The sequence below is a fragment of the Pseudacidovorax sp. RU35E genome (assembly GCF_900156165.1).
Classification (GTDB): domain Bacteria; phylum Pseudomonadota; class Gammaproteobacteria; order Burkholderiales; family Burkholderiaceae_C; genus Xenophilus.
On sequence record NZ_FTMY01000002.1, the window covers coordinates 190,120 to 215,244 of the forward strand.

The 25,125-nt window shown below is 70.5% G+C and carries 25 protein-coding genes; 17 read left to right on the plus strand and 8 right to left on the minus strand.

What is annotated here, in order from left to right; all coding sequences use genetic code 11:
* Positions 1-37: 37 nt before the first annotated feature.
* From BXA03_RS03740 to BXA03_RS03750, 3 genes are read right to left on the minus strand one after another with little or no spacing between them, the layout of a single operon-like run.
* Positions 38-676 carry a 2-dehydro-3-deoxy-6-phosphogalactonate aldolase gene (locus BXA03_RS03740; protein WP_076503965.1) on the minus strand — a complete coding sequence of 213 codons (639 nt, stop codon included), beginning with the start codon at positions 674-676 and terminating at the stop codon, positions 38-40.
* 36 nt (positions 677-712) lie between these two features.
* Positions 713-1,612 carry a 2-dehydro-3-deoxygalactonokinase gene (locus tag BXA03_RS03745; protein WP_076503967.1) on the minus strand — a complete coding sequence of 300 codons (900 nt, stop codon included), beginning with the start codon at positions 1,610-1,612 and terminating at the stop codon, positions 713-715.
* Positions 1,613-1,623: 11 nt separating this feature from the next.
* On the minus strand, positions 1,624-2,013 hold the full coding sequence (locus tag BXA03_RS03750; protein ID WP_076503969.1) for a RidA family protein: 390 nt from the start codon (positions 2,011-2,013) through the stop codon (positions 1,624-1,626).
* A 172-nt stretch (positions 2,014-2,185) separates the two neighbouring features.
* Between BXA03_RS03750 and BXA03_RS03755 the strand changes: the two genes are divergently transcribed.
* Genes BXA03_RS03755 through BXA03_RS03785 form a run of 7 tightly spaced genes read left to right on the plus strand, consistent with a single transcriptional unit; the run spans position 2,186 to position 11,235 of the window.
* Positions 2,186-3,760: an ABC transporter substrate-binding protein gene (locus BXA03_RS03755; protein ID WP_076503972.1), complete on the plus strand. Its 1,575-nt coding sequence runs from the start codon at positions 2,186-2,188 to the stop codon at positions 3,758-3,760.
* Positions 3,761-3,781: 21 nt separating this feature from the next.
* The gene (locus BXA03_RS03760; protein WP_076503974.1) at positions 3,782-4,723 is read left to right on the plus strand and encodes an ABC transporter permease; all 942 of its coding nucleotides are present in this window, start codon (positions 3,782-3,784) and stop codon (positions 4,721-4,723) included.
* A gap of 4 nt (positions 4,724-4,727) precedes the next feature.
* The gene (locus BXA03_RS03765) at positions 4,728-5,561 is read left to right on the plus strand and encodes an ABC transporter permease (RefSeq protein WP_076503975.1); all 834 of its coding nucleotides are present in this window, start codon (positions 4,728-4,730) and stop codon (positions 5,559-5,561) included.
* A 2-nt stretch (positions 5,562-5,563) separates the two neighbouring features.
* Positions 5,564-7,459 carry a dipeptide ABC transporter ATP-binding protein gene (locus BXA03_RS03770; RefSeq protein ID WP_076503976.1) on the plus strand — a complete coding sequence of 632 codons (1,896 nt, stop codon included), beginning with the start codon at positions 5,564-5,566 and terminating at the stop codon, positions 7,457-7,459.
* A 46-nt stretch (positions 7,460-7,505) separates the two neighbouring features.
* Complete coding sequence (locus BXA03_RS03775) at positions 7,506-8,795, plus strand: amino acid deaminase (RefSeq protein ID WP_076503977.1); 1,290 nt, start codon at positions 7,506-7,508, stop codon at positions 8,793-8,795.
* Positions 8,795-9,769, plus strand: coding sequence for a MurR/RpiR family transcriptional regulator (locus BXA03_RS03780; protein WP_083715865.1), 975 nt, complete (start codon positions 8,795-8,797; stop codon positions 9,767-9,769). Before BXA03_RS03775 ends, BXA03_RS03780 begins: the two co-directional genes overlap by 1 nt.
* A complete protein-coding gene (locus tag BXA03_RS03785; RefSeq protein ID WP_076503978.1) occupies positions 9,766-11,235 on the plus strand; it encodes an N-acyl-D-amino-acid deacylase family protein in 1,470 nt (489 codons plus the stop codon). Before BXA03_RS03780 ends, BXA03_RS03785 begins: the two co-directional genes overlap by 4 nt.
* Here BXA03_RS03785 and BXA03_RS03790 read toward each other — a convergent pair.
* On the minus strand, positions 11,225-11,782 hold the full coding sequence (locus BXA03_RS03790; RefSeq protein WP_076503981.1) for a superoxide dismutase family protein: 558 nt from the start codon (positions 11,780-11,782) through the stop codon (positions 11,225-11,227). The two genes, BXA03_RS03785 and BXA03_RS03790, sit on opposite strands and share 11 nt — an antisense overlap.
* Positions 11,779-12,450 (minus strand): gamma-glutamylcyclotransferase, encoded by a 672-nt coding sequence (locus BXA03_RS03795; RefSeq protein WP_234983586.1) that lies wholly within the window; start codon positions 12,448-12,450, stop codon positions 11,779-11,781. Before BXA03_RS03795 ends, BXA03_RS03790 begins: the two co-directional genes overlap by 4 nt.
* Positions 12,451-12,589: 139 nt before the next feature.
* Between BXA03_RS03795 and BXA03_RS03800 the strand changes: the two genes are divergently transcribed.
* Positions 12,590-13,144, plus strand: a complete 555-nt coding sequence (locus BXA03_RS03800; RefSeq protein ID WP_076504816.1) for an OmpA family protein — start codon at positions 12,590-12,592, stop codon at positions 13,142-13,144.
* An 83-nt stretch (positions 13,145-13,227) separates the two neighbouring features.
* Here the strand turns inward: BXA03_RS03800 and BXA03_RS03805 are convergent, their stop codons facing one another.
* Positions 13,228-13,635, minus strand: a complete 408-nt coding sequence (locus BXA03_RS03805) for a hypothetical protein (RefSeq protein ID WP_076503984.1) — start codon at positions 13,633-13,635, stop codon at positions 13,228-13,230.
* Between the two features lie 122 nt (positions 13,636-13,757).
* Positions 13,758-14,783: an HTH-type transcriptional regulator GntR gene (locus BXA03_RS03810; RefSeq protein WP_076503987.1), complete on the minus strand. Its 1,026-nt coding sequence runs from the start codon at positions 14,781-14,783 to the stop codon at positions 13,758-13,760.
* 184 nt (positions 14,784-14,967) lie between these two features.
* Between BXA03_RS03810 and BXA03_RS03815 the strand changes: the two genes are divergently transcribed.
* The 9 genes from BXA03_RS03815 to BXA03_RS03855 all read left to right on the plus strand — a co-directional run bounded on the left by BXA03_RS03815 (position 14,968) and on the right by BXA03_RS03855 (position 23,933).
* Complete coding sequence (locus BXA03_RS03815; protein ID WP_234983587.1) at positions 14,968-15,531, plus strand: gluconokinase; 564 nt, start codon at positions 14,968-14,970, stop codon at positions 15,529-15,531.
* Complete coding sequence (locus BXA03_RS03820; protein ID WP_076503989.1) at positions 15,528-16,058, plus strand: TRAP transporter small permease; 531 nt, start codon at positions 15,528-15,530, stop codon at positions 16,056-16,058. The genes BXA03_RS03815 and BXA03_RS03820 overlap by 4 nt, the downstream gene beginning before the upstream one ends.
* Before the next feature lie 28 nt (positions 16,059-16,086).
* Entirely contained in the window at positions 16,087-17,367 is a 1,281-nt protein-coding gene (locus BXA03_RS03825) for a TRAP transporter large permease (RefSeq protein ID WP_076503992.1), read from the plus strand.
* 73 nt (positions 17,368-17,440) lie between these two features.
* On the plus strand, positions 17,441-18,451 hold the full coding sequence (locus tag BXA03_RS03830) for a TRAP transporter substrate-binding protein (RefSeq protein WP_076503995.1): 1,011 nt from the start codon (positions 17,441-17,443) through the stop codon (positions 18,449-18,451).
* A 112-nt stretch (positions 18,452-18,563) separates the two neighbouring features.
* Positions 18,564-20,399: a phosphogluconate dehydratase gene (edd, locus tag BXA03_RS03835; RefSeq protein ID WP_076503998.1), complete on the plus strand. Its 1,836-nt coding sequence runs from the start codon at positions 18,564-18,566 to the stop codon at positions 20,397-20,399.
* Between the two features lie 175 nt (positions 20,400-20,574).
* On the plus strand, positions 20,575-21,210 hold the full coding sequence (gene eda / locus BXA03_RS03840; RefSeq protein WP_076504000.1) for a bifunctional 4-hydroxy-2-oxoglutarate aldolase/2-dehydro-3-deoxy-phosphogluconate aldolase: 636 nt from the start codon (positions 20,575-20,577) through the stop codon (positions 21,208-21,210).
* 40 nt (positions 21,211-21,250) lie between these two features.
* Positions 21,251-21,988 (plus strand): haloacid dehalogenase type II, encoded by a 738-nt coding sequence (locus tag BXA03_RS03845; protein ID WP_076504003.1) that lies wholly within the window; start codon positions 21,251-21,253, stop codon positions 21,986-21,988.
* Position 21,989: 1 nt separating this feature from the next.
* The gene (locus tag BXA03_RS03850; RefSeq protein WP_076504006.1) at positions 21,990-22,613 is read left to right on the plus strand and encodes a DUF1294 domain-containing protein; all 624 of its coding nucleotides are present in this window, start codon (positions 21,990-21,992) and stop codon (positions 22,611-22,613) included.
* A gap of 204 nt (positions 22,614-22,817) precedes the next feature.
* Positions 22,818-23,933 (plus strand): NADH:flavin oxidoreductase/NADH oxidase, encoded by a 1,116-nt coding sequence (locus BXA03_RS03855; RefSeq protein ID WP_076504009.1) that lies wholly within the window; start codon positions 22,818-22,820, stop codon positions 23,931-23,933.
* A gap of 19 nt (positions 23,934-23,952) precedes the next feature.
* On the opposite strand, the gene BXA03_RS03860 is transcribed toward BXA03_RS03855, so the two are convergent.
* Entirely contained in the window at positions 23,953-25,119 is a 1,167-nt protein-coding gene (locus BXA03_RS03860) for a mandelate racemase/muconate lactonizing enzyme family protein (protein ID WP_076504012.1), read from the minus strand.
* Between the last annotated feature and the right edge of the window lie 6 nt (positions 25,120-25,125).

Below are 25,125 nucleotides of genomic sequence, written 5' to 3' on the forward strand. Positions count from 1 at the left end.
GCGCGGCGGACCGGCACGGACGCAAGGGACCCGGCGCTCAGCCCGCCATGGCCCGCCAGGCGCCGACGAAAGCCTTCGCCGTCTCGGCCACGGCCGCCGCCGCTTTGCCCGGCTTGTAGAGCGACGAGCCGATGCCGAAGCCATCGGCGCCGGCCGCGCGCCAGGCCCCCATGCCCTCGGGCGTGATGCCGCCCACCGGCAGCAGCGGCGTGTCGCGTGGCAGCACCGCCTTCAGCGCCTTCACAGCGGCGGGCGAGGCCATCTCGGCCGGAAAGAGCTTGAGCGCGTGGGCGCCCGCAGCCAGTGCGCCGAAGGCCTCGGTCGGCGTGAGCACGCCGGGCAGGGCGACCATGCCGAGCGCCACGGTCTCGCGCACCACCGCGGCATCGAAGCAGGGCGACACGATCAACTGGCCGCCCGCTGCATGCACCTCGCGCACCTGCTGCGTCGTCAGCACGGTGCCCGCGCCCACCAGCGCAGCGGGGCACTGTTCGCGCAGCAGGCGGATGCTCTGCAGCGGCTCGGGCGAATTCAGCGGCACCTCCAGCAGGTCGAAGCCTGCCGCGACGAGCGCCTGGCCCACGGCCGGCGCCTCGGCCGGCGTGAGGCCGCGCAGAATGGCGACGAGGGGCAGTTGCGCCATTGCGCGCTGGAAGGCGGGGAGCAGGTCGTTCATGTGCATGGATGTCGGAAGGGGGGAAGTGCCGGGCGCTCAGCCGGCGGCCAGCCGCGCGCGCCACAGGGCATGCGCGCCGGCCCAGGTGGCCTGGGCGTCGAGCTGCCGCGCCGGCACGCCCACGCTGTCCAGCGCCAGGGCATAGCGTTCGGTCAGCGTCGGGCTGCCCACCAGCACCACCGACACGCCGGGCTGCAGCGGCTGGGCGCGCAGTTCGTCGCCGATGAGCAGGCCCGACAGGTAGCTGCTGGCCGCCGTGGGACTCAGCCGCTCGAAGAGTGAGAGCGCGCGCATGCCGAAGGCCAGGTTGAGCAACCCCGGCGAGTCGGGCCGTCGTGCCCGGCCCACGCCATCGAGGAAGGCGCCTTCGTGCAGTGGCGCGTCGGCCTGCAGCGTGCGCGAGAGGATCGAATGCTGCGACAGCAGCGCATAGAACTCGCCCGTCATGAAGGTGCGAAAGCCCGTCACCCGGCCCTCGGCTACCCGCGCCCACTTGTTGTGCGTGCCGGGCAGCACGAACAGGCCGTCCTGCAGGCCGGTGAGCCGCATGGCGCCCAGGATCTGGGTCTCCTCGCCGCGCATCACGTCCGGCACGCCGGACTGGTGATCCACCAGGCCCGGCACCATGTCGATGCGGCCGGGTTCCACCGGCATGACCTGCTGCGCGATCTCCTCCGCCCCGCAGGGGCAGGCGCAGTAGGGCGCCTCCACCCAGCCCTGGCGGCTGCCGGCCATGCCGGCGATCAGGCAGCGGCGGCCGGGCACGGCCATCCAGTCGAGGGTGAAGGCCTCGAACACCTCCGCAAAGCCGGCGCCGTCCAGGTGCAGGATGCCGCGCGGGGCGCTGCGCTCTTCCAGCACCCGGCCGTCTTCGGCAATGAGCGCGCCGCGCAGAGAGGTGGTGCCCCAATCGAGGGCGACGAGGGTGTTGGGCATCAGGCGTTGGATCAGGCTTTGGGCTTGTAGGCGATGACGTCGATCTCGACCTTGGCGTCGATCATCAGGCGCGCCTCGGTGGTCGAGCGGGCGGGCTTGCCGTCCGGGAAGTAGCCCATGTAGATGCGGTTGAAGGCACCGAAGTCGCGCGCGTCCTGCAGCCACACGGTGCACTTGCACACGTCCTCGAAGCCGGCGCCGGCCAGCGCCAGCGCGGCGCGGATGTTGTCCATCACCTGGCGGGTCTGGGCCTCGATGCCGCCCACGACCAGTTCGCCGTCGGCACCGACGGGCACCTGGCCCGACACATAGACGAAATCGCCCGCGCGGACGGCGGGGGAGAGCGGACGGGCCTGGCGGTCGGAGGCGACGGGCGGCAGGCCCAGGTATTCGAGCGGCATGGAAAAACCTTCTTTCAGAACAACGAGCGCCCAGTTTAGGTTGGAATGAAATTGAATTTCAGCAAACTAGGGTTAACACGGGCATGATTGCTGCTTGCGGCTGGCTAACCTGCGCTCTTCCTGAAAAAAACTTTCACCAACTTGGCGCATGGCCACTGACCGAGGAACCCCAATGCCCCACTTTGCCGCCGATGTCCTGACCGCTGCCCGCGGCCTGCGCCTTGCCCGCCGCAGCCTGCTGGTCTCTGCCTGCCTGCTGCCCTGGGCGGGGCTGGCCTACGCCCAGCCAGCCGTGCGCGACCACGCCACGCTCGCCATGGTGGCGGAGCCCCAGACGCTGGACCCGATGGCCTCCACCGCCGACCTGGTGGGCACCATCATGCAGCACGTCTACGAGACGCTCTACACCTTCGACGGCAAGTGGAACGTGGTGCCCATGCTGGCCGAGGGCCAGCCCAGGATCTCGGCCGACGGCAAGGTCTACACCATCGCCCTGCGCAAGGGCGTGATGCTGCACAACGGGCGCGAGCTCAACGCTGACGACGTGGTGGCCAGCCTGCAGCGCTGGATCGAGCAGTCGCCGCGCGGCAAGGCCGTGGGCAAGCAGCTGGCGCATGTCCAGGCCAAGGGCCCGCTGACGGTGGAGATCGCGCTCACCGCGCCCTATGCGCCGCTGCTGGCCCAGCTGGCGCTGCCCAGCGGCATGGCGGCCATCATGGCCAAGGACTCCATCGCCACGCCGCTCAAGGACTTCGTGGGCACCGGCCCCTACCAGTTCAAGGAGCGCCGGCCCGACCAGTACCTGCTGCTGGAGCGCTTCGACAAGTACAGCGCCCGCAAGGAGCCGGCCAACGGCTACGGCGGCAAGCGCGAGGCGCTGATCCGCGAGCTGCGCTTCGTGCCCGTGCCCAATGCCAACACCCGCGTCGAAGGCGCACTGGCCGGCCAGTACGACTTTGCCGACCTGCTGCCGACCGAGGCCCTGCCGCGCCTGGAGAAGGCCGCCGGCAAGACGGTGCCGGTCATGACGCCGGCCTTCGGCTTCCCGTACCTCGTGTTCAACACCAAGGAAGGCGTGATGGCCAACCAGCCCCTGCGCCAGGCGCTGCAGACCGCGCTGGGCGAGGGCGAGATGCTGGCCGCCGGCTTCGGCGACACCCGCTTCTTCACCGCCGAGGGCAACCACTTCCCCAAGGGCTCGCCCTTCTACTCGACGGCCGGCACCGAGCTTTACAACCAGCGCAATGCGCCCAAGTCCAAGGAACAGGCGGCCAAGGCCGGCTACAAGGGCGAGCCGGTGCGCGTGCTCACCAGCCGCCAGTACGACTTCCACTACAACATGGCGCTGCTGATGGCCGAGCAGCTCAAGCGCGCCGGCTTCAAGGTGGAGCTGAACGTGGTCGACTGGGCCACGCTGGTGCAGCGCCGCAACGACGCCAAGCTGTGGGATGTCTACGTGACCCACTCCGGCCAGTTCCCCGAGCCCATGCTCTCGCCGCCGCAACTGGGCGACGGCGCGCCGGGCTGGTGGGACACGCCCGCCAAGAAGGCGGTGCTGAGCGCGTTCAATGCCGAGTCCGACCCCGTCAAGCGTGGCGCGTTGTGGGGCAAGGTGCAGCAGACGGTCTACGACGAGGTGCCGTATGTGAACGTGGGCAAGTTCAGCGGCCTGTCGGCGAAGAGCCCGGCGCTGGATGGCTACACGCCCGCCACCTGGCCCTTCTTCTGGAACGTGAAGGTCAAGTAAGCCCCACAGGGAGCCGCGCGCGTGCACCGTTTCATCCTCTCCAAGGCCCTGGGCATGCTCGCCGTGCTGGCCATCGTGGCCGTGCTGGTCTTCGTGCTCACCCGCGCCGCCTCGGGCGACCCGGTGGCGGTGCTGCTGGGCGACCAGGCCACGGCGGCCGACATCGCCCGGGTGCAGCAGCAGTACGGCCTGGACAAGCCGCTGCCGGTGCAGTTCGGCTACTGGCTGCGCGAGGTGCTGCACGGCAACCTGGGCGATTCCATCTTCCTGCAGCGGCCGGTCACCCAGGCGCTGGCCGAGCGGGCCGAACCCACGACCCTGCTCACGCTGATGGCCGTGGGGCTGGCGGCGCTCATCGGCATTCCCTGCGGCATCGTCTCGGCGGTGTTCCGCGGCAAGGCGGTGGACCAGGCCTTCACCGGTGTCGCCATGCTGGGCGCCAGCGTGCCCAGCTTCTGGCTGGGCATCGTGCTGATCCAGCTCTTCGCGGTGAAGCTGGGCTGGTTCCCCGTCTCCGGCTACGGCGACCCTGGCGCGCCGCTGGCCGAGCGGCTGCATGCGCTGGTATTGCCGGCCGTGGTGCTGGGCCTGCTCAACTCGGCGCTCATCACCCGCTTCACCCGCGCCAGCATGCTCGACGTGCTGGGCGAGGACTATGTGCGCACCGCCCGGGCCAAGGGCCTGCGCGAAGTGGTCGTGGTGCTCAAGCATGCGCTGCGCAATGCGTTGGTGCCCATCGTCACCGTGGTGGGCCTGACGGCCGCGCTCATGATCGGCGGCGCCGTCGTCACCGAGACGGTGTTCGGCCTGCCGGGCGTGGGCAACCTGGTGGTCAATGCCGTGCTGCGGCGCGACTACCCGGTCATCCAGGGCGCGCTGCTGGTCATCGCCGCCATCTATGTGTTCATCAATTTCGCGATCGACCTGCTGTATGCGGTGGTCGATCCGCGCGTGAAGGTCTGAAGCCATGGTTGCGCTTCTCTCCCGGCTCTTCCGCCGCCGCATCGTGCTGCTGGCCGCCCTGGTGCTGCTGGCCACGGTGGTGCTGGCGCTGGGCGCCTCGGTCTTCGCCAGTGCAGACCCGAACGACACGGCGGTGCTCGACCGCCTCAAGCCGCCCAGCGGCGCCCATCTGATGGGCACCGACGAACTCGGCCGCGACCTGTATTCGCGCGTCATCCACGGCGCGCGCTATTCGCTGGCCATCGCGGCGCTCACGGCCGTGGGTGCCATCGTGCTGGGCACGCTGGTGGGGCTGCTGGCGGGCTTCTTCCGCAAGCTCGATGCGCCGCTCAGTCGCGTGGTGGACGCCATGATGTCCTTCCCCGACATCCTGCTGGCCATCGCCCTGGTGGCGATCCTCGGGCCGTCGCTCGCCAACGTGGTGCTGGCGCTGGTGCTGGTCTACACGCCGCGCGTGGCGCGGGTGGTGCGCGCCTCCACACTGGTGGTGCGCGAGCTGCTGTTCGTGGAGGCCGCGCGCGCCATCGGGGCGCGCACGCCGCATGTGCTGTGGCACCACGTGCTGCCCAACCTGCTCTCGCCGATCCTGGTGCAGGGCTCCTTCATCTTCGCCTACGCCATCCTGGCCGAGGCCGGCCTGTCCTTCCTGGGCGTGGGCGTGCCGCCGGAGATTCCCACCTGGGGCACCATGGTCGCCGGCAGCCAGCAGTACGCCGACCGGGCCTTCTGGGTGGTGCTGTTCCCAGGCCTGGCCATCATCTTCACGGCGCTGTCGCTGCAACTGCTGGGCGATGGCGTGCGCGATCTGCTCGACCCCAAATTGAAGAAGGCCGCCTGAGCATGGATGCCGCTGTCATTCCCCAGGCCGCTGGCTCCGCGCTGGCGATGCCCGAGCGCCGCGTGCTGACCGTCGATGGCCTGTCGGTGCAGTTCCGCTCGGCCGAGCGCACCGTGCAGGCCGTGCGCGACCTGCGCTTCACCGTGGACCGCGGCCAGACGCTGGCCATCGTCGGCGAATCGGGCTCGGGCAAGTCGGTCACCTCGCTGGCGCTGATGCGGCTGGTGGAGCACGGCGGCGGCGACATCGTCGGCGGCTCGGCCCTGCTGCGCCGTCGCAACGGCCAGGTGCTAGACCTGCTGCAGGCCGGCAAGGCGCAGATGCGCGAGGTGCGTGGCGCCGACATCGCCATGATCTTCCAGGAGCCGATGACCTCCCTCAACCCGGTGTTCACCGTGGGCGAGCAGATCGCGGAATCGGTGCGCGCCCACCAGGGCATGGACCGCGCCGCGGCCAGCGCCGAGGCGCTGCGCATGCTGGAGCTGGTGCGCATCCCCGAGGCGCGGAATGTGCTGGGCCGCTATCCGCATCAGCTCTCGGGCGGCATGCGCCAGCGCGTGATGATCGCCATGGCGCTGTCGTGCAAGCCGCAGCTGCTGATCGCCGACGAGCCGACCACGGCGCTGGACGTGACCATCCAGGCGCAGATCCTGCGGCTCATCCGCCAGCTGCAGGACGACCTGGACATGGGCGTCGTCTTCATCACGCACGACATGGGCGTGGTGGCCGAGGTGGCCGACCGCGTGCTCGTCATGTTCCGCGGCGATCGGGTGGATGAGGGCGCGACCGACGAGGTGTTCGCCCGCCCGGCCCATGCCTACACCCGCGCGCTGCTGTCCGCCGTTCCGCGCCTGGGCGCCATGCAGGGCACCGACCTGCCGCGGCCCTTCGAGCTGCTGCGTGTGGAGGACGGCGCGCCCGCCCCCGTGCCCGAGGCGGCGGTGGACAGCCGCACGCCCGGTGCCGCGCCCGTGCTGCGCGTGAAGGACCTCGTCACCCGCTTCGACCTCAAGCCCGGCCTCTTCGCCAAGGCCACGCGCCGCGTGCATGCGGTGGAGCATGCGAGCTTCGACCTGCATCCCGGCGAGACGCTGGCGCTGGTGGGCGAGTCGGGCTGCGGCAAGAGCACCACCGGCCGCTCGCTGCTGCGCCTGGTGCCCTGCCAGGGCGGTGCCATCGAGTTCGGCAGCCGCGACATCCTGAAGCTGCGCGACGGCGAGGTGCAGGCCCTTCGGCGCGACATCCAGTTCATCTTCCAGGACCCCTTCGCCTCGCTCAATCCGCGCAAGACGGTGGGCTTCTCGCTGGCCGAGCCGCTGATGGTGCACAAGGTCGGCACGCCCGCCGAGCGGCAGGCGCGGGTGCGCTGGCTGCTCGACAAGGTGCAGCTGCCGCCCGAGGCCGCCGAGCGCTATCCGCACGAGTTCTCCGGCGGCCAGCGCCAGCGCATCGCCATCGCCCGCGCGCTCGCGCTGGAGCCCAAGGTGATCGTGGCGGACGAATCGGTGTCGGCGCTGGACGTCTCCATCCAGGCGCAGATCGTCAACCTCATGATGCAGCTGCAGCGCGAGATGGGCGTGGCCATCCTCTTCATCTCGCACGACATGGCGGTGGTGGAACGCATCAGCCACCGGGTGGCCGTGATGTTCCTGGGCCAGATCGTGGAGATCGGCCCGCGCCGCGCCGTCTTCGAGAATCCGCAGCATGCCTACACCCGCCGCCTGATGGCCGCCGTGCCGGTGGCCGACCCGCAGCGGCGGCACCTCAAGCGCGCGCTGATCGAGGGCGAGATTCCCAGTCCCATCCGCGCCATCGGCGACGAGCCGGTGGTGCAGCCGCTGGTGGAGGTCGGCCCTGGCCACTTCGTGGCCCGCCATCCCATCGCAGCAGGGTTCTGAGCGGCCATCGCTTTCCACTCCTCATTCGTTCCGCATTCCGTTCGCCATGACGACCGACCTGACCGACCCCCTTCTCGACGGCACCTACAAGGGCTATCCCCGCACCCAGGCGCCGCGCCCGCGCAGCCGCGTGGGCAGCGCCGGCTGGAACGTGCTGGCCGGTGACCTGCCGCTGCCGCTGGCGCTGATCAAGCGCGAGCAGCTCGCCCACAACCTGGCCTGGATGCAGCGTTATGCGCAGGGCCAGGGCATCGACATGGCGCCGCATGGCAAGACCACCATGTCGCCGCAGCTCTTCGCCCGCCAGCTCGATGCCGGCGCCTGGGGCATCACCTTCGCCAACGTGGCGCAGCTGGCCATCGGCGCGGCGGCGGGCGTGCGCAACGCGCTCATCGCCAACCAGGTGGTGCAGGACGAGGACCTGGCCGGCATCCAGCAGCTGCAGGTGGCGTATGCGGGCCTGCGCGTGGTGTTCCTGGTCGACTCGCAGGCGCAGCTGGCGCTCATCGCCGGCTGGGCCGCCCGCCATGCCGGCGCACGGCCCTTCGAGGTGATGCTGGAGATCGGCGTCGATGGCGGCCGCACAGGCTGCCGCACGCACGAGGACGCGCTGGCCCTGGCCCGTGCCGTGTACGCAAGTCCGGCCGTGCGGCTGGTCGGCATCGAGTGCTACGAAGGCCAGGGCGCCACCGGCCAGGACGGCCCCGACACCGCCTACGCCACCGCGCTGATGGACCGCGTGCAGGCCGTGGCCGAGGCCTGCGTGGCCGAGGGGCTGTTCGAGGCCGACGAGCTGCTGTTCTCGGCCGGCGGCTCCGCCATCTTCGACCTGGTGGCCGGCCGCCTGCGCCCGGCCCTGGGCCGGCCGGTGCGCGGCCTGCTGCGCTCGGGCTGCTATGTGACGCACGACCACGGCTTCTACACCCGCATGGTCGGCGCGGTGAACCGCCGCCTGGGCTGCGACTGCGGCGAAGGCCTGCAGCCGGCCATGGAGGTCTGGGCCGCGGTGCAGTCGCGGCCCGAGCCGCGGCTGGCCATCCTGACGGTGGGCCGGCGCGACATCTCCTTCGACCTCTCGCTGCCCGTGCCCATCGCGCGGGCCGTGCGCGGCGCCGCGGCCCCGCAGGCGGTGCCTGCGAGCTGGCAGATCACGGCCCTCAACGACCAGCATGCCTACCTGCGCTGGGAAGAGGCGGACGACGCCGCTGCGCCGGTGGTGGGCGAGCGCGTGGGCCTGGGCATCTCGCATCCCTGCACCACCTTCGACAAGTGGCGCTGGATGCCCGTGGTGGACGCTAACTACACCGTGGTGGACGCGATCACCACGCACTTTTGATGGCCGACCTGCCGCTGCTGCAGCGCATGGCCCGGGCGCGCGAACACGCGCCCGCCACCCGCCGCGCCATCCTCGACCTGATGCTCGCGGACCCCCAGCGCACGCTGGAGGAAAGCTTCGAGCAACTGGCCGAGCGCTCCGCCAGCTCGGTGCCGACCATCATGCGCACCTGCCGCGACCTGGGCTTTGCCGGCCTGCGCGAGTTCAAGCTGGCGCTGGCACAGGAACTGGCCGTGGGCGCCTCGCCCCTGCACCGCAGCGTGAGCCTGGGCGACAGCGCGCAGGACGTGGTGGCCAAGATCGTGGGCAGTGCCGCGTCCACGGTGCAGGGCGTGCGCGCCCAGCTCGACATGGCCGTGGTCGAGGCCACGGCCGCCGCCATCGCCGCAGCGCCGCACATCGACATCTTCGGCGCCGGGGCCACGTCGTGGTTCATGGCCAACGACCTGCAGGCACGGCTCTTTCGCCTGGGTCTGTCGGCCAATGCCTGGGCCGACTACCACCTGCAGCAGGTGGCGGCGGGCGCGCATGGGCCCGGCAGCGTGGTGGTGGTCTTCTCGCATGTGGGTGGCATGCCCTCGCTGCTGGACAGCGTGGACGTGGCCCGCGCCCAGGGCGCGCGTACCGTCGCCATCACCCGGCCCGGCTCGCCGCTGGCGGCGCGCGCCGATCTGCTGCTGGCCGTGGACGTGCCGGAGGACGCAGTGATGCGCGTGGGCATCGACGCCTACCTGGCGCATCTGCTCATCATCGAGATCCTGTCGGTGCTGGTGGCCCAGCAGCTGGGCGACCCGGCCGTGCGGCGCCTGCGCGACGTGCGCGCCGCCCTTCAGCGCCAGGGCATCGACGTGCAGGGCTACCCGCTGCCGGTATGGGGCGCCGCCCCGGCTGCGCCGCCTGCCGCCAACGACGCCGCCGCACCGAAGCGCATCGGCGGCGACGACCCAGACGACAACGACAAGAACCGTTCATGACTCTTCCTCACACCCTGCTCGAAGGCGGCCTGCTGGTCGACGGCTCGGGCCAGCCCGGCTGGCAGGGCGACCTGCTGATGGCAGGCGACCGCATCGTCTGCCTGGGCGAGCGCCTGCGCGCCCATCCGCCGCAGGGCATCGACCTGGCCGCCGCCGAGGTGGTGGACTGCCGCGGCAAGGTGGTGGCGCCGGGCTTCATCGACGCCCACACGCACGACGACGCCGCCGTGCTGCGCATGCCCGAGTACCTGCCCAAGCTCTCGCAGGGCATCACCACCGTGGTCACGGGCAACTGCGGCATCTCGCTCGCGCCCTACCGCGTGGCGCAGGCGAAGTCGCCGCTCACGCTGCTGGGTGCCGACTCCTTCCGCTACGCGGACATGGCCGCCTACCGCGACGCGGTAGTGGCGGCGCGGCCCTCGCTCAACGTGGCGCCGCTGATCGGCCACACCACGCTGCGCTTCGCCGCCATGGAGGACCTCGACCGTCCCGCGAGCGAACAGGAACAGGCGCGCATGGCGGCGCTGCTCGACGGCTGCATGGCCGAGGGCGCCTTCGGCCTTTCTTCGGGCCTGTTCTATGAAGAGGCCTACGCCGCCCCGGCCGATGAGGTGACGGCCCTGGCCCGCGTGGTGGCCCGGCATGGCGGCGTCTATGCCACGCACCTGCGAAGCGAGATGGCGACCATCCTCGAAGCCATGGTCGAGGCGGGCGACTGCGCCTTCGAGGCCGGCGTGCCGCTGGTGATCTCGCACCACAAGTGCGCGGGGCCGGCCAACTGGGGCCGCACCGAAGAGACGTTGCCGCTGGTCGACCGGCTGGGCGAGCGCCAACCCATCGCGATGGACGTCTACCCCTACGTGGCCGGCTCCACCGTGCTGCGCGAGGACCTGGTGGACGGCGTCATCGACGTGCTGATCACCTGGAGCGAGCCGCACCCGGAAGCGGGCGGCCGCATGCTGGCGGACATCGCGGCCGAGTGGGGCGTGGACCAGCAGAGCGCCGCGCGCCGGCTCAAGCCCGGCGGCGCCTGCTACTTCCAGATGCACGAGGACGATGTGGAACGGGTGATGGCCCATCCGCGCACCATGATCGGCTCGGACGGCCTGCCGCACGACCGCCATCCGCATCCGCGGCTGTGGGGCGCCTTTCCCCGCGTGCTGGCCCGCTACTGGCGGGGTCGTGGCCTGTTCACGCTCGAGCAGGCCATCCACAAGATGACCGGGCTCACGGCCCGCAACTTCCGCATTCCCGATCGCGGGATGCTGCGTGCCGGCCACCATGCGGACGTGGTCGTCTTCGATGCCGAGCGCATCCGCGACCTGGCCACCTATGCGCAGCCCGAACAGCTGAGCGAGGGCATCGAAGCGGTGTACGTGAACGGCCAGTGCACCTACCGCGAAGGCGGAGCGGCCCTCACCGCACGGGCGGGCCGCCTGCTCAGCCGCAAGGACTTCAGCGCGTGATCACGCCGCAGGCGATGCGCGGGCCGGAATTGCCCGCCGGCTGCGAGGTGTAGTCGTCGCGGTCCTTGTGGACCACGATGGCGCGGCCGACCACGTTGCTGGCGGCACCGTCGGTCAGCGAGATGGAATGGATGTCCACGCTGAAGCGGGCTACGCCATTGGCGTCGGCCACCAGGCTGGGCAGCTCGCCGGCATGGCTGCCGGGCGCGCCGAACTTGCCGTGCGTGCCGCCTGCGGGATTGAAGTGACCGCCCGAGGCATTGCCGTTGTCGGCGCAGGAGCCCTTCTCGTGGATGTGGAAGCCGTGCTCCGAGCCGGGCGCCAGGCCACGCACCTCGCCGGCCACGCGCACGCCGTGGTCCAGCGCCGTCAGCGTGACCTGACCCATCGTGGGGTTGGGCGACATGGCGCCGGTGGGCGCGAGATTGGCCGTGGCGCGCGAGGCGCCCATGCCCATGCCTGCGCAGGCGGCGAGCAGCAGGCTGGAGCCGGCCAGGGTGCACGCGGCCAGCACGCGGGCAGAGGGCAGGGCGGAGCGGAGGTTCATGGCGTTGTTCCTTTGGAGGAGGATGAAAGAGGATCGGACGGGCTCAGGTGTAGCGATGCGGCGAGGGCCTGGCTGTCGGCGGAGGTCGCCAGTTGCCCGGGCGCGTGGGAGGCCAGACGCAACAGCCGGGCCAGGGCGGAGTCGCGGATGCCATGGCGCTGCAGGGCTTCGAGCGTCTGCCGCGCATAGTCGAGCGAGCTGCCATAGCGGCCCACGGCGGTGGCGAAGATCTCGCGGTAGCGCTCTTCGCTGAGCGTGCCCGTGAAGTTGGGCGACTTGCGCGAGAGCGTGAACGCGAGCGCCCGCACCGGCCCTTGTGGGGTGCGGCAATGCAGCCAGCGTGGGTCGTACACCCCGGTGGGCATCTCGCGCAGCCACAGCCGGCCCAGCGTCTCCAGCGCGATGGCCTGGGGGATGCGGAACACCATGCCGCGACAACTGCCGCCGCTGAGCAGGCCGAAGACCAGGCCGGGCTTGTCGATGCTGCCGCGGTTGACGCGGCTCCACATCTTCAGCGCACGGTGCCAGCCGCGCACATGGGCGGGCCGGGCCTCGTCGTGGTCGAAGCCGGGGTTCCAGATGAGTGATCCATAGCCGAACAGCCACAGGTCTTCATGGCCGCCCCATTCGGCAATCGTGCGTTCCAGCAACGGGCCAGGGTCGCGCACGAGCGGAGGATGCGCGCCGACAAGAGGCGGCACGGAGGTGGCACCTAAAATTTCGGCTTCTGAAACGGGCTTCACGCGGCCCATTATTGCCAAGGCATCTTCCATGGCCACCCTTCAACATCCCGAGAGACGCAGCCTCATGTCCACCCCCGACGACGACTCCCAGCAACGCTTTGCCCTTGGCCTCGTGTTCGTGATCATTGCCCTGATCGTCGCCACGACGATCGGCGCCGCGGTCTACCACTACGGCATGCCCGGCCGCGGCGACGCCGATGCCCCCGGCACCGCCAGCACCGCACCGGCGGCCCCTGCCACGGGTGTCGCCGTCATCACCGAGACGGTGGTGGCCGTGGTGCCCGAAGGTGCCAGCGTGCGCGTGGAAGGCGGCGTGGTGAAGTTCTACTTCGCCACCGGCAGTGCCGACATCGCCCCGGGCGCCGCCGAGGCGCTGGCCCTGGTGCTGCAGGGTGTGCAGAACGGCCGCAAGGCGGTCATCTCGGGCTACCACGACACGACGGGCGACGCGGCCAAGAACGACGAACTGGCCAAGCAGCGTGCCATCACCGTGCGCGACGTGCTGGTGGGCCTGGGCGTGCCGCAGGACAAGGTCACGCTGGAGAAGCCGGCCGTCGCCGCCGCTGGCCAGGGCGACGACGCGGCAGCGCGTCGCGTCGAGGTCAAGCTGGTCGACTGACGCAGCGCCTGCCCTATGCCCGACCGAGCCCGGCGATGCCGGGCTTTTTTGTGCGCGCCCGCAGCCCGGGCCGCTGACCGCGATCAGCGTGCGATCAGATGGACGACGGTCGCCGCCAGTCCTGCGGCCAGGCCCACCGTGAGCCACTTCAAGCGCTGCAGCCGCACGCGGTTCATCTCGATGCGGGCGATGAGCTGGGTGTTCTGCTCGGCCAGGGATTTGATGAGTTCGGTCGAGGCCTGCATCTGCGCCTCGATGTCCCGGACGGCGCCTTCCAGACGCTGGACCTGCTGGCGAAGCTGTTCCGCCTCGGTGAGCGGCCGGGCGGGTGGCGTCTCGGCCTCGGTGGCCGCCGCCTGCTCCGCGCTCTGGCGCCGCCGGGTGACGGAGCCCCACAGCTTCGCCGCGCCCTCCGCGACCTTGGGCGCGTTCTCGACGACCTGGCCCCAGGGGATGTTGGCAAGAACGGTGAAGAGGGTGCCGGCGGCCATGGGTAGGGTGCTTTTCGAAGGGAACACAAAATAGGTGAGGTGCGCGGCGCGTTGGAATGTTCCCGCCTTCGGGTTGTCGGGCACAGGGAGGGCGGTGGCCGGGCTGGATCGGCGCTTCGCCCTCAGGCGCTTTCCCGGCCCACCACCTCCCAGGCCAGCTCGATGCAGCTCTGCTCGACCGGCGTCCCGCGCATCAGCTGCAGGAGCATGCCGGCCGCCGCTTGGCCGATTTCGCGCCGCGGTGTGCGCACGCTGGTCAGGCTGGGCAGCAGCTGGTCGCTGCCGGGCAGGTCGTTGAAGCCGGCCACGGCCACGTCGCGAGGCACCGAGATGCCCAGCCGCGGCGCGGCCATCAGGGCGCCCTGGGCCAGGTCGTCGTTGCAGAAGAAGATGGCGTCGGGCTTCGCCTCGGCCACGATGCGGCCGAACATCTGCGCGCCCAGGGCGAAGGACGAGGGCTCGGGCCGCAGGAACTCGAGCGCCGGGTCGTAGCAGCCGGCGGCCTGCAGGGCGCGACGGTAGCCCTCGGCGCGCTGCATCACGCGCGCATCGAGCTGGGCGGCGGCGTAGGCAATGCGGCGCGCGCCGCGCGCGAGCAGATGGGCGGTGAGCGCCTGACCGGCGTCCTGCTGCGAGAACCCCACGCAATGCACGCCTGGGGCACGGCTGGTCTCCATGACGTGCACGCAGGGCACGCGGCTGGCCTGGATGAGCGCGCGGGTCTCCTCGCTGCGCTCGAAGCCGGTGACGATGAGGCCGGCCGGGCGGTGCATCAGCTGCTCGCGCAGCAGCTGCTCTTCCTCGCGCGGGTCGTAGTGGGTCACGCCGATCAGCGTCTGGAAACCGTTGGCGCGCAGGGTGCGCTGCACGGCTTCGAGCAGGTCGACGAAGAGGGTGTTGGTGAGCAGCGGAATCAGCACCGCGACATGGCTGCTGCGTTGCGAGGCGAGGGCGCGGGCGGCAGGGTCGGGCACGTAGCCCAGGCGCGCAGCAGCCTCCCGCACACGTTCGACCAGCACCGGGTCCACGCTGCGCTCGCCCCGCAGCGCACGCGAGACGGTGATGGGGCTCACGCCGGCGGCGCGCGCCACGTCTTCCAGGGTGAGGCGGCCGCTGGAGCGGCGGGGGCGGCGGGTGGCGTCGGTCAAGGGTTTGTCCTAGGCGGGCGAGAAATCATTGTTCAATAAGATAGCGCTATCCAGTCGGTTCGACCAGCAGGGTTTGTGCGGTGCATCAACCCGACCTGAACGACCGGCACTTCATGTCGAGGGAGGTTCTCCTCTCTCCCCTCGGCTGCGCAGGCTGAAACCGCGCAGCTTTTTTTGGATTCGAATGGATAGCGCTATCTCATCGTTCCAGCCGTCGGCCATCGTGGTGATGGGCGTGTCCGGCTGCGGCAAATCGAGCGTGGGCCAGGGCTGCGCCGACGCGCTGGGCTGGCCGCTGTGCGAGGGCGACACCTACCACGCGCCCGAGAGCATCGCCAAGATGAGCGCGGGCATCCCGCTGGACGACGCCGACCGCGCCGGCTGGCTGGACCGGCTGGCCGCGCTGCTGACACCGCAGGCCGCACCTGGCGGCGTGGTGCTCACCTGCTCGGCCCTGCGCCGCAAGTACCGCGACCGGCTGCGTGCCGCCAATCCGCGCCTGGGTTTCGCCTTCCTGTCGCTGGACTTCGAACAGGCCCTGGACCGCGTGAAGTCGCGGCCCGGCCATTTCTTCTCGCCCGACCTGGTGGCCAACCAGTTCGCCACGCTGGAGTCGCCCACGGGCGAAGCCGGCGTGCTCACGCTCGACGCCACGCGGCCACTGGTCGACCTGGTGGCCGAGATCGCCGCCTGGGCCCGGCCTGCCGCGCCGCGGGCCGCCGACCGACACGCCGGAGACATCGCATGACGACCTCTTCCCCATCTTCTTCATCCACCCCTTCGGGCCCCGTTCGCGGGCCGCTGCTCAAGCGCCTGGCCGAGCACTTCATGGTGCTGGCCCTGGCCGGCATGGTTGTGGCGGTGTTCGTCAACGTGGTGCTGCGCTACGTCTTCTCGACCAGCATCGTGTCGTACGAGGAGATCTCGCGCCTGCTCTTCGTGTGGCTGGTGGCGGTGGGCGCCATCGTGGCGGCCTTCGAGGCCAAGCACCTGGGCTTCGACATGCTCACGTCGCGGCTCTCGGGCACGCCGGCGCGGCTGCTGTTTTGGGTGAGCCGCCTGCTCATCGGGCTGTGCCTCGTGTTGCTCGTCATCGGCTCCTGGGAGCAGGTCAAGGCCGGCATGAACAGCTTCAGCACCGTGCTGGGCTATCCGCTGGCGCTGGGCGCGGCGGCCACCCTGGTGCTCGGCCTCGGCCTGCTGGCGGCCCTGGCCATCGAACTGCGCCGCGGCAAGCCGCTTGAAGGCGCGGACGACGAAGCCATCCTCGAATGACGACCCGGTCCCACCTTCCGAGCAGAACATGATCGTCACCTTCATCTTCCTGGCCGTGCTCATCGGCGGCATGGCCATCGGCATGCCCATTGCGCAGGCGCTGGTGCTCACCGGCGTGGCGCTGATGTGGCACCTGGACTTCTTCGACTCGCAGCTGCTGGCGCAGAACCTGCAGGCGGGCTTCGACAACTTCCCGCTGCTGGCCGTGCCCTTCTTCATCCTGGCGGGCGAGCTGATGAACGCGGGTGGCCTGTCGCGCCGCATCATCGACCTGGCCCGCGCCTTCGTGGGTCACATCCGCGGCGGCCTGGGCTTCGTGGCCATCGGCGCGGCCGTGCTGCTGGCCTCGATGAGCGGCTCGGCCATCGCCGACACCGCGGCGCTGGCGACCATCCTGCTGCCGATGATGCGCGAGCAGAAGTACCCGCCCGGCTACAGCGCGGGGCTGCTGGCCTCGGGCGGCATCATTGCGCCCATCATCCCGCCGTCGATGCCCTTCGTGATCTACGGGGTGACGACCAACACCTCGATCAGCAAGCTCTTCCTGTCGGGCGTGGTGCCCGGCCTGCTGATGGGCATCTTCCTGATCGCGGCCTGGGCCTTCATCGCGCGAAAGCACCAGCTGGCGGCCCTGCCGCGCGTGCAGTGGGGTGCGCGCGTCAAGGCGCTGGGCCACAGCTTCTGGGCCATGATGATGCCGGTCATCATCCTGGGCGGCCTCAAGGGTGGCATCTTCACGCCCACCGAGGCGGCCGTCGTGGCGGCGGTCTACGCGCTGCTCGTGTCGACCTTCATCTACCGCGAGCTGACGCTGGCGCGCCTGTACGACGTGTTCCTGGCGGCCGGCAAGACCACCGCCGTGGTCATGTTCCTGTGCGGCGCGGCCACCGTCACGGCCTACATGATCACGCTGGCCGACCTGCCCAACCTGCTGGCCGACAGCTTCGCCGGCGTCATGGGCAACCCCGTGGTGTTCATGGCCCTGATGATGGTCTTCCTGCTGGCGGTGGGCACGGCCATGGACCTCACGCCCACCATCCTGATCTTCGGCCCGGTGTGCGCGCCGCTGGCCGTCAAGGCCGGCATCGACCCGGTGTACTTCGGCTTCATGTTCATCTACGTGGGCTGCATCGGGCTGATCACCCCGCCCGTGGGCACGGTGCAGAACGTGGTGGCCGGCGTGGGCCGGCTGCGGATGGAGACCGTCATCCGCGGCACCACGCCCTTCCTGCTGATGTACGTGCTGCTGCTGGTGCTGATGGTGATCTTTCCGCAGCTCATCACGGCGCCGCTGGCGTGGATGCACTGATCCGCCGCCACGCCCCCGCTTTCTCGTCCCGTTTCCGTTCCCGACCCTCGTCTCGATCCAAAGGAAGACAACCATGCGCATGCGTTTCGCTCTCGCCGGCCTCGTCGCCGCTCTCGTGGCCACCGGTGCCGCCCACGCCCAGGACTTCAAGCCGCGCATCGTGCGCTTCGGCTATGGCCTGGTCGACAACTCCAACCAGGGCCGCGCGGTGCGCTTCTTCGCGCAGGAGGTCGAGAAGGCCACCGGCGGCAAGATGAAGATCCGCGGCATCGGCAATGCGTCCCTGGGCTCGGACACCCAGATGCAGCAGGCCCTGATCGGCGGTGCGCAGGAGATGATGGTCGGCTCGACCGCCACCCTGGTGGGCCTGGTGCCCGAGATGGCCGTGTGGGACACGCCCTTCCTGTTCTCCACCGCCAAGGAGGCCGACACGGTACTCGACGGCCCCACCGGCGAGGCCGTCAAGGCCAAGCTGGAGCCCAAGGGCATGGTGGGGCTGGTGTACTGGGAGAACGGCTTCCGCAACCTCACCAACAGCAAGCGGCCCGTCACCAAGCTGGAGGACCTGAACGACGTCAAGCTGCGCGTGATGCAGAACAACGTGTTCCTCGACAGCTTCAAGACGCTGGGCGCCAACGCGGTGCCGCTGCCCTTCTCGGAGCTGTTCACCGCGCTGGAGACGCGCGCCGTGGACGGCCAGGAGAACCCATACAACACGGTGCTCTCCAGCAAGTTCTACGAAGTGCAGAAGTACCTCACGGTCACCAACCACGTCTACAGCCCCTGGATCGTCACGGTGAGCAAGAAGTGGTGGGACACGCTCAGCCCGGCCGAGAAGAAGGTGCTGCAGGACGCCGCCGTCAAGAGCCGCGACTTCGAGCGCAAGGACACCCGCGAGGAAGCCGCCCAGGCCCTGGCCGAGCTCAAGACCAAGGGCATGCAGGTCAACGAGCTGCCGCCTGCCGAGGCCAACCGCATGCGCGAGAAGCTCACGTCGGTGCACGCCGGCATCGCCAAGTCCGTGGGCCAGGAGACCTGGGACTCGGTCAACGCGGCGGTCGCCAAGGCCCGCGGCGGCAAGTAAGGCGCGCCGCAACGGCCCGGCGCGCGGGGCGGGCGTTGCAATCCGACGCGCGTGCCGGGCCGGTTGCGACGTACGATTGACTCCGTAGTTTCCCCAGCCCCACGCGCCCGCCATGCCCAGCTCCTCCCTGCACCCCACGCTCCACGCCGTCACCGAACGCATCCGCGAGAAAAGCCGCGACCTGCGTGCGGCCTACCTGCAGCAGATCGCCGAGATCGGCAGCCGCCAGCGCGGGTCCGACCGCATGGGCTGCGCCAACGTGGCCCATGCCGTGGCCGGCGTGCCCGCCAACGACAAGCTGCGCATCGTGGCCGAGCGCGCGCCCAACATCGGCATCGTCACGGCCTACAACGACATGCTGTCGGCCCACGCGCCCTTCCGCACCTACCCAGAGGTGCTCAAGGACGAGGCCCGCAAACTCGGTGCCACGGCCCAGGTCGCCGGCGGCGTGCCGGCCATGTGCGACGGCGTGACGCAGGGCACGCCGGGCATGGAGCTGTCGCTGTTCAGCCGCGACACCATCGCCATGGGCACCGCCGTGGCCCTCACGCACGACATGTTCGATGCCGCGCTCATGCTGGGCATCTGCGACAAGATCGTGCCGGGCCTGCTGATCGGCGCGCTGCACTTCGGCCACCTGCCCACGGTGTTCGTGCCGGCCGGGCCCATGCCCTCGGGCCTGTCGAACAGCGCCAAGGCCAAGGTGCGCGAGCAGGCGGCGCAAGGCCTGGTCGGCCGCGAAGGCCTGATGGAGGCCGAGATGGCCGCCTACCACGACCAGGGCACCTGCACCTTCTACGGCACGGCCAACAGCAACCAGATGCTGATGGAGGCCATGGGCCTGCATGTGCCGGGCACCGCCTTCATCCAGCCGCACGACGGCCTGCGCGAGCAGCTCACGCGCGAGGCGGTGCGCACCGTGCTCGGCAGGACGGCGGCCCAGGGCTATGCGGTACCGCCGATCGGCGAACTGGTGGACGAGCGCTGCATCGTCAACGCCATGGTCGCGCTGCTGGCCACGGGCGGCTCCACCAACCACCTGATCCACTGGGTGGCGGTGGCGCGCGCTGCCGGCATCCTGATCGACTGGAACGACTTCTCGCAGCTGTCCGACGTGGTGCCGCTGCTGACCCGCGTGTACCCCAACGGCACGGCCGACGTGAACGGCTTCCAGCAGGCGGGCGGCCCCGGCTTCGTGATCCACGAGCTGATGGAGGCCGGCCTGATGCATGCCGACGTGCGCACCGTGCGCCCCGGCGGCCTGGCCGAGTACGCGCAGATCCCGCAGGGCGCCGACGGCGGCGGCCTGAACTGGGTGCCCGCCTGGCCGTCGAAGGACGTGGACGTGGCCCGCCCCGCCAACAATCCCTTCAGCGCGACCGGCGGGCTCAAGCTGCTCACCGGCAACCTGGGCCGCAGCGTGATCAAGGTGTCGTCGGTGCCCGACGACCGCCATGTGATCGAGGCGCCCGCGCAGGTCTTCGACTCGCAGGCCGCGCTGCAGAAGGCCTTTGCGGCCGGCGAGCTGGAGCGCGACGTGGTCTGCGTGGTGCGCTGGCAGGGCCCGCAGGCCAATGGCATGCCCGAGCTGCACAAGCTGACGCCGCCGCTGTCGGTGCTGCAGGGCAAGGGCTTCAAGGTGGCGCTGGTGACCGATGGCCGCATGAGCGGCGCTTCGGGCAAGGTGCCGGCCGCCATCCATGTCTCGCCCGAAGCCGCGGCCGGTGGCCCGCTGGCCAAGGTGCGCGACGGTGACCTGATCCGGCTGGACGCCGTGGCCGGGACGCTTGCGGTGCTGGTGCCCGAGGACGAATGGGCCCAGCGCGAGGCGGCCGTCATGTCCGCCGAGCAGCGCGCCGCCGATGGCCGCGGCCTGGGCCGCGAGCTCTTCGCCGGCATGCGCCGCAACGCCACTGCCGCGGAAGAGGGCGCCTGCACCTGGCTTTGAGCACCGTCCTGTCCAGTCGATTGACCCGTTCGCCCTGAGCTCGTCGAAGGGCTTTTGACACCCCGGTGCCCCGGCTTCGACAAGCTCAGCCTGAACGGTTTTGGATCGACTGTCTCGCGATGCCCTCGTTCTTCTTTCCTCTGAAACCTCTTTCCGCCTTGCCAAGGCCAATGCCATGAACCCCACCCTCACCGCCCTCGACGTGATGCAAGACGCACCCGTCATTCCGGTCATCGTGCTGCAGGACCCGCAGGACGCCGTGCCCCTGGCCCGTGCCCTGGCGGCCGGCGGCATCCGCATGCTGGAGGTGACGCTGCGCACGCCGGTGGCGCTGGAGTGCATCGAGCGCATCGCCAAGGAAGTGCCCGAGGCCGTGGCCGGCGCCGGCACCATCCGCAGCGCCGCCGATGCCCAGGCGGCTGCCCTGGCCGGTGCCCGCTTCGGCGTGAGCCCGGGCTACACCCGCGCCGTGGGCAAGGCCTGCCACGACCTGGGCATGCCGCTGCTGCCGGGCGTGGCCACGGGCAGCGAGATCATGATGGCGCAGGAAGACGGCTTCCAGCAGCTCAAGTTCTTCCCGGCGCTGCAGGCGGGCGGTGCGCCCATGCTCAAGGCCTGGCAAGGGCCCTTCGGCGAGGTGAAGTTCTGTCCCACGGGCGGCATCCATGCGGGCAATGCGGCGGAGTTCCTGGCGCTGGCGAACGTGGCCTGCGTGGGCGGCTCGTGGATCGTGCCCGCCGATGCCATCGCGCAGAAGGACTGGGCCCGCATCGAGACCCTGGCGCGCGAGGCCAAGGCGCTGTCGCGCTGATGCAGGACGCCGGCGCCCCCTGGCGCTAGAGTGCCAAGCCATGACTGCACCCAACGATTTCGATCCCGCCTCCATCGAGGTCATCGCCTTCGACGTCTTCGGCACCGTCGTGGACTGGCACAGCGGCATCGCCGCCGAGGTCGAGCGGCTGCTGCCCGGCACCGATGGCAGCGCCTTCGCCCTGGCCTGGCGCGCCGGCTACCAGCCGGCGATGAAGGCCGTGATGGAGCGGATCTCGGCAGGCGAAGGCGGCTTCACACTGCTCGACGAGCTGCACCTGAGCATCCTGGAGACCGTGCTGGCCGACTTCTCCATCGGCTCGGATCGGCTGGACCGCGCCGCCAAGCGCGAGCTCAACCGCGCCTGGCACCGGCTGCCCGCCTGGCCCGATGCGGTGGCGGGGCTCACCCGGCTCAAGCGCCGCTACACCATCTGCCCGCTGTCCAACGGCAACATCGGCCTGCTGACCAACATGGCCAAGCGCGCTGGCCTGCCCTGGGACTGCGTGCTCTCGGCCGAAGTCTTCAAGGCCTACAAGCCCGACCCGCGCACCTACCTCGGCGTGGCCGGCGTGTTCGACCTGCCGCCCAACCGCGTGATGCTGGCCGCGGCCCACCACAACGACCTGGCCGCCGCACGCCACTGTGGCCTGGCCACGGCCTACATCGAGCGGCCCGCGGAGTTCGGCCCGTCGCGCCCCAAGGACGTGTCGCCACAGCAGGGCAACGATCTTCATGTGAGGGACATCGGGCAACTGGCCGACCTGCTGGGTTGCTGAGGTGAGCCGCTTCACGGGCACGGTCCGCGAATGGAACGATGAGCGGGGCTTCGGCTTCATCGATGCCGACGTGGGCGGCGAGCCGATCTTCTTCCACATCAAGGCGCTGCCGCCGGGCGCCGGCCGGCCGCAGCGGGGCCAGCGCCTGAGCTTCGAGGTGGGGCAGGGACCCAACCAGCGCAAGCGTGCCCTGCACGTCCGGCCGGAGCGCGGCGTCGCCGTCGCGGCAGCGGGCCGTCGGCGTGCAGCGCCCATTCGCGCCCGGCGCGGGGGCGTGACCTTGTTCGTGCTGCCGGCCTTCGGCCTCGTCTGGCTGACTGCGGTGATGACGGGGAATGCGCCCCGCTGGACTGGCTGGCTCTACGTGGGCGCCAGCGCAGTCTGCTTCGCCGCCTATGCGCTCGACAAGTCTGCAGCGCGGGCAGGGCGCTGGCGCACGCCGGAGAGCACCTTGCTGATGCTCGGTCTGCTTGGGGGGTGGCCGGGGGCGATCCTGGCGCAGCAGTACCTGCGGCACAAGTCGAGCAAGGCCTCGTTCCGAAAGGCGCTCTGGGGCACGGTGGTGGCGAACGTGGTCGGCTTCCTGGCCTTGGCTGCGGGCGGCCACCTCGGCTGGTCGCCCTGAGGCCCTGATGCGCGTGTGAGTGAGGATTCCCGGCCTGCCTCCACGTGTCCTGGCCAAAGTCAGCGCGCTGTCCGGTCCGAAGTTTTTGCGGTGGCGGTGTCTCTGCTGTGCGCGCCCGCGCCGCACGCCATGGCCCCACGGCGGCGGCCGGCGCAGCGCTCCGCTAGGCTCCGATGCTTTGTTGCGCACCGAGGAGCCTTCCGGATGAGTCCCCTGTTCGAACCCCTGCGCCTGGGCGCACTGACGCTGCCCAACCGCATCGCCATCGCGCCCATGTGCCAGTACTCCGCCGACGAGGGTCGGGCGGGCGACTGGCACCGCATCCACTACGGGCACCTGGCCCTGTCCGGCGCCGGATTGCTGATCCTGGAGGCGACGGCCGTCTCGCCCGAGGGCCGCATCAGCCCCGCCGACCTGGGCCTCTACGGCGAGGCGACCGAAACAGCGATGGCCGACATGCTCCGCACGGTACGCGGGCATTCGGCCATGCCGATCGCCGTGCAGTTGGCCCATGCCGGACGCAAGGCCTCCAGCCGCGCGCCCTGGGACGGCGGCAGCCAACTGCGCCCCGACGAGCCCGGCGGCTGGCTGGCCGTGGCGCCCAGCGCCCTGCCGCACAGCGAGGGCGAGGTGCCGCCTGCGGCGCTCGACGAGGCCGGCCTGGCCCAGGTCCGCGACGACTTCGTGGCCGCTGCGCGGCGCGCCGTGCGCGTGGGCCTGCAGGGCATCGAGCTGCATGCGGCCCATGGCTATCTGCTGCACCAGTTCCTGTCGCCGCTGGCCAATGCGCGCAGCGACGCCTACGGCGGCAGCCTGGAGAACCGCATGCGCTTTCCGCTGGAAGTGTTCGAGGCGGTGCGCGCGGCCGTCCCGGCCGAGGTGCCGGTGTGGGTGCGCGTCTCGGCCACCGACTGGGTCGACGGCGGATGGGATCTGCCCAGCACGGTGGCCTTCGCCGAGGCACTCAAGGCGCGCGGCTGCAGCGCGATCCATGTCTCCAGTGGTGGCGTGTCACCCCAGCAGAAGATTCCGGTGGGTCCCGGCTATCAGCTGGGCTTTGCCCGCGAGGTGAAGGCGCGCGTGGGCCTGCCGACCCTGGGCGTGGGCCTGATCACCGAACCTCGCCAGGCCGAGGCCGCCATTGCCGAGGGCCAGGCCGATGCGGTGGCGCTGGCGCGCGCCATGCTGTACGACCCGCGCTGGCCCTGGCATGCCGCGGCCGAACTCGGCGCCCAGGTGAGCGCGCCGCGGCAGTACTGGCGTTCGCAGCCGCGTGAGTTCAAGGACCTGTTCGCCGACCTGCGCATCGGCCAGCGCTGAGGCGCAGGGCGGCCGCCGCTCAGCGCGCCAGCGCGTGCATCTCCGCGATCAGATCGGCCTTGCCCTCGAAGCCGATGCCTGGCAGCGCCGGCAGGTGCACGTAGCCGTTGTCCACCTTCACCCCGTCGGGGAAGCCGCCGTAGGGCTGGAACAGGTCGGGATAGCTCTCGTTGCCGCCCAGGCCCAGACCGGCGGCGATGGCCAGCGACATCTGGTGGCCACCATGCGGGATGCAGCGGCTGGGTGACCAGCCATGCGCCTTGAGCATGTCGAGCGTGCGCAGGTACTCCACCAGGCCATAGCTCAGCGCGCAGTCGAACTGCAGCCAGTCGCGGTCGGGCCGCATGCCGCCGTGGCGGATCAGGTTGCGGGCGTCCTGCATGGAGAACAGGTTCTCGCCCGTGGCCAGCGGTCCCGCATAGGCCTCGCCCAGGCGGGCCTGCAGCTCGTAGTCCAGTGGGTCGCCGGCCTCCTCGTACCAGAAGAGCGGGTACTGCGACAGGGCGCGGCCATAGTCGAGCGCCGTGGGCAGATCGAAGCGGCCGTTGGCGTCCACGGCCAGTTGCTGGCCGGGCGCGAGCATCCTGAGCACGGCCTCGATGCGCTCGCAGTCCTCGGCCAGCGGCGCGCCGCCGATCTTCATCTTGACCACCGAGTAGCCACGGGCCAGGTAGCCCTCCATCTCCTGGCGCAGGCCATCCAGGCCCTTGCCCGGGTGGTAGTAGCCGCCGGCCGCGTAGACAAACACGCGCGGGTTGGCCTGGCCGTTGCCGTAGCGTTCGGCCAGCAGCTGGAAGAGCGGCTTGCCCTCGATCTTGGCCACGGCGTCCCACACCGCCATGTCGATGGTGCCGACCGCCACCGAGCGCTCGCCGTGGCCGCCCGGCTTCTCGTTGCTCATCATGCAGGCCCAGATGCGGTGCGGGTCCAGGTTGTCGCCCGTCTCATCGCGCAGGCTGGCCGGGTCGGCCTCCAGCACGCGCGGGATGAAGCGCTCGCGCATCAGCGCGCCCTGGCCATAGCGGCCGTTGGAGTTGAAGCCGTAGCCGATCACCGGCCGCCCGTCGCGGATCACGTCGGTGACCACGGCCACCAGGCTCAGGGTCATCTTCGAGAAGTCGATATAGGCGTTGCGGATGTTGGATTGGATGGGCCGCGTGGATTCGAGGATGTTGACGATCTTCATGGCGAG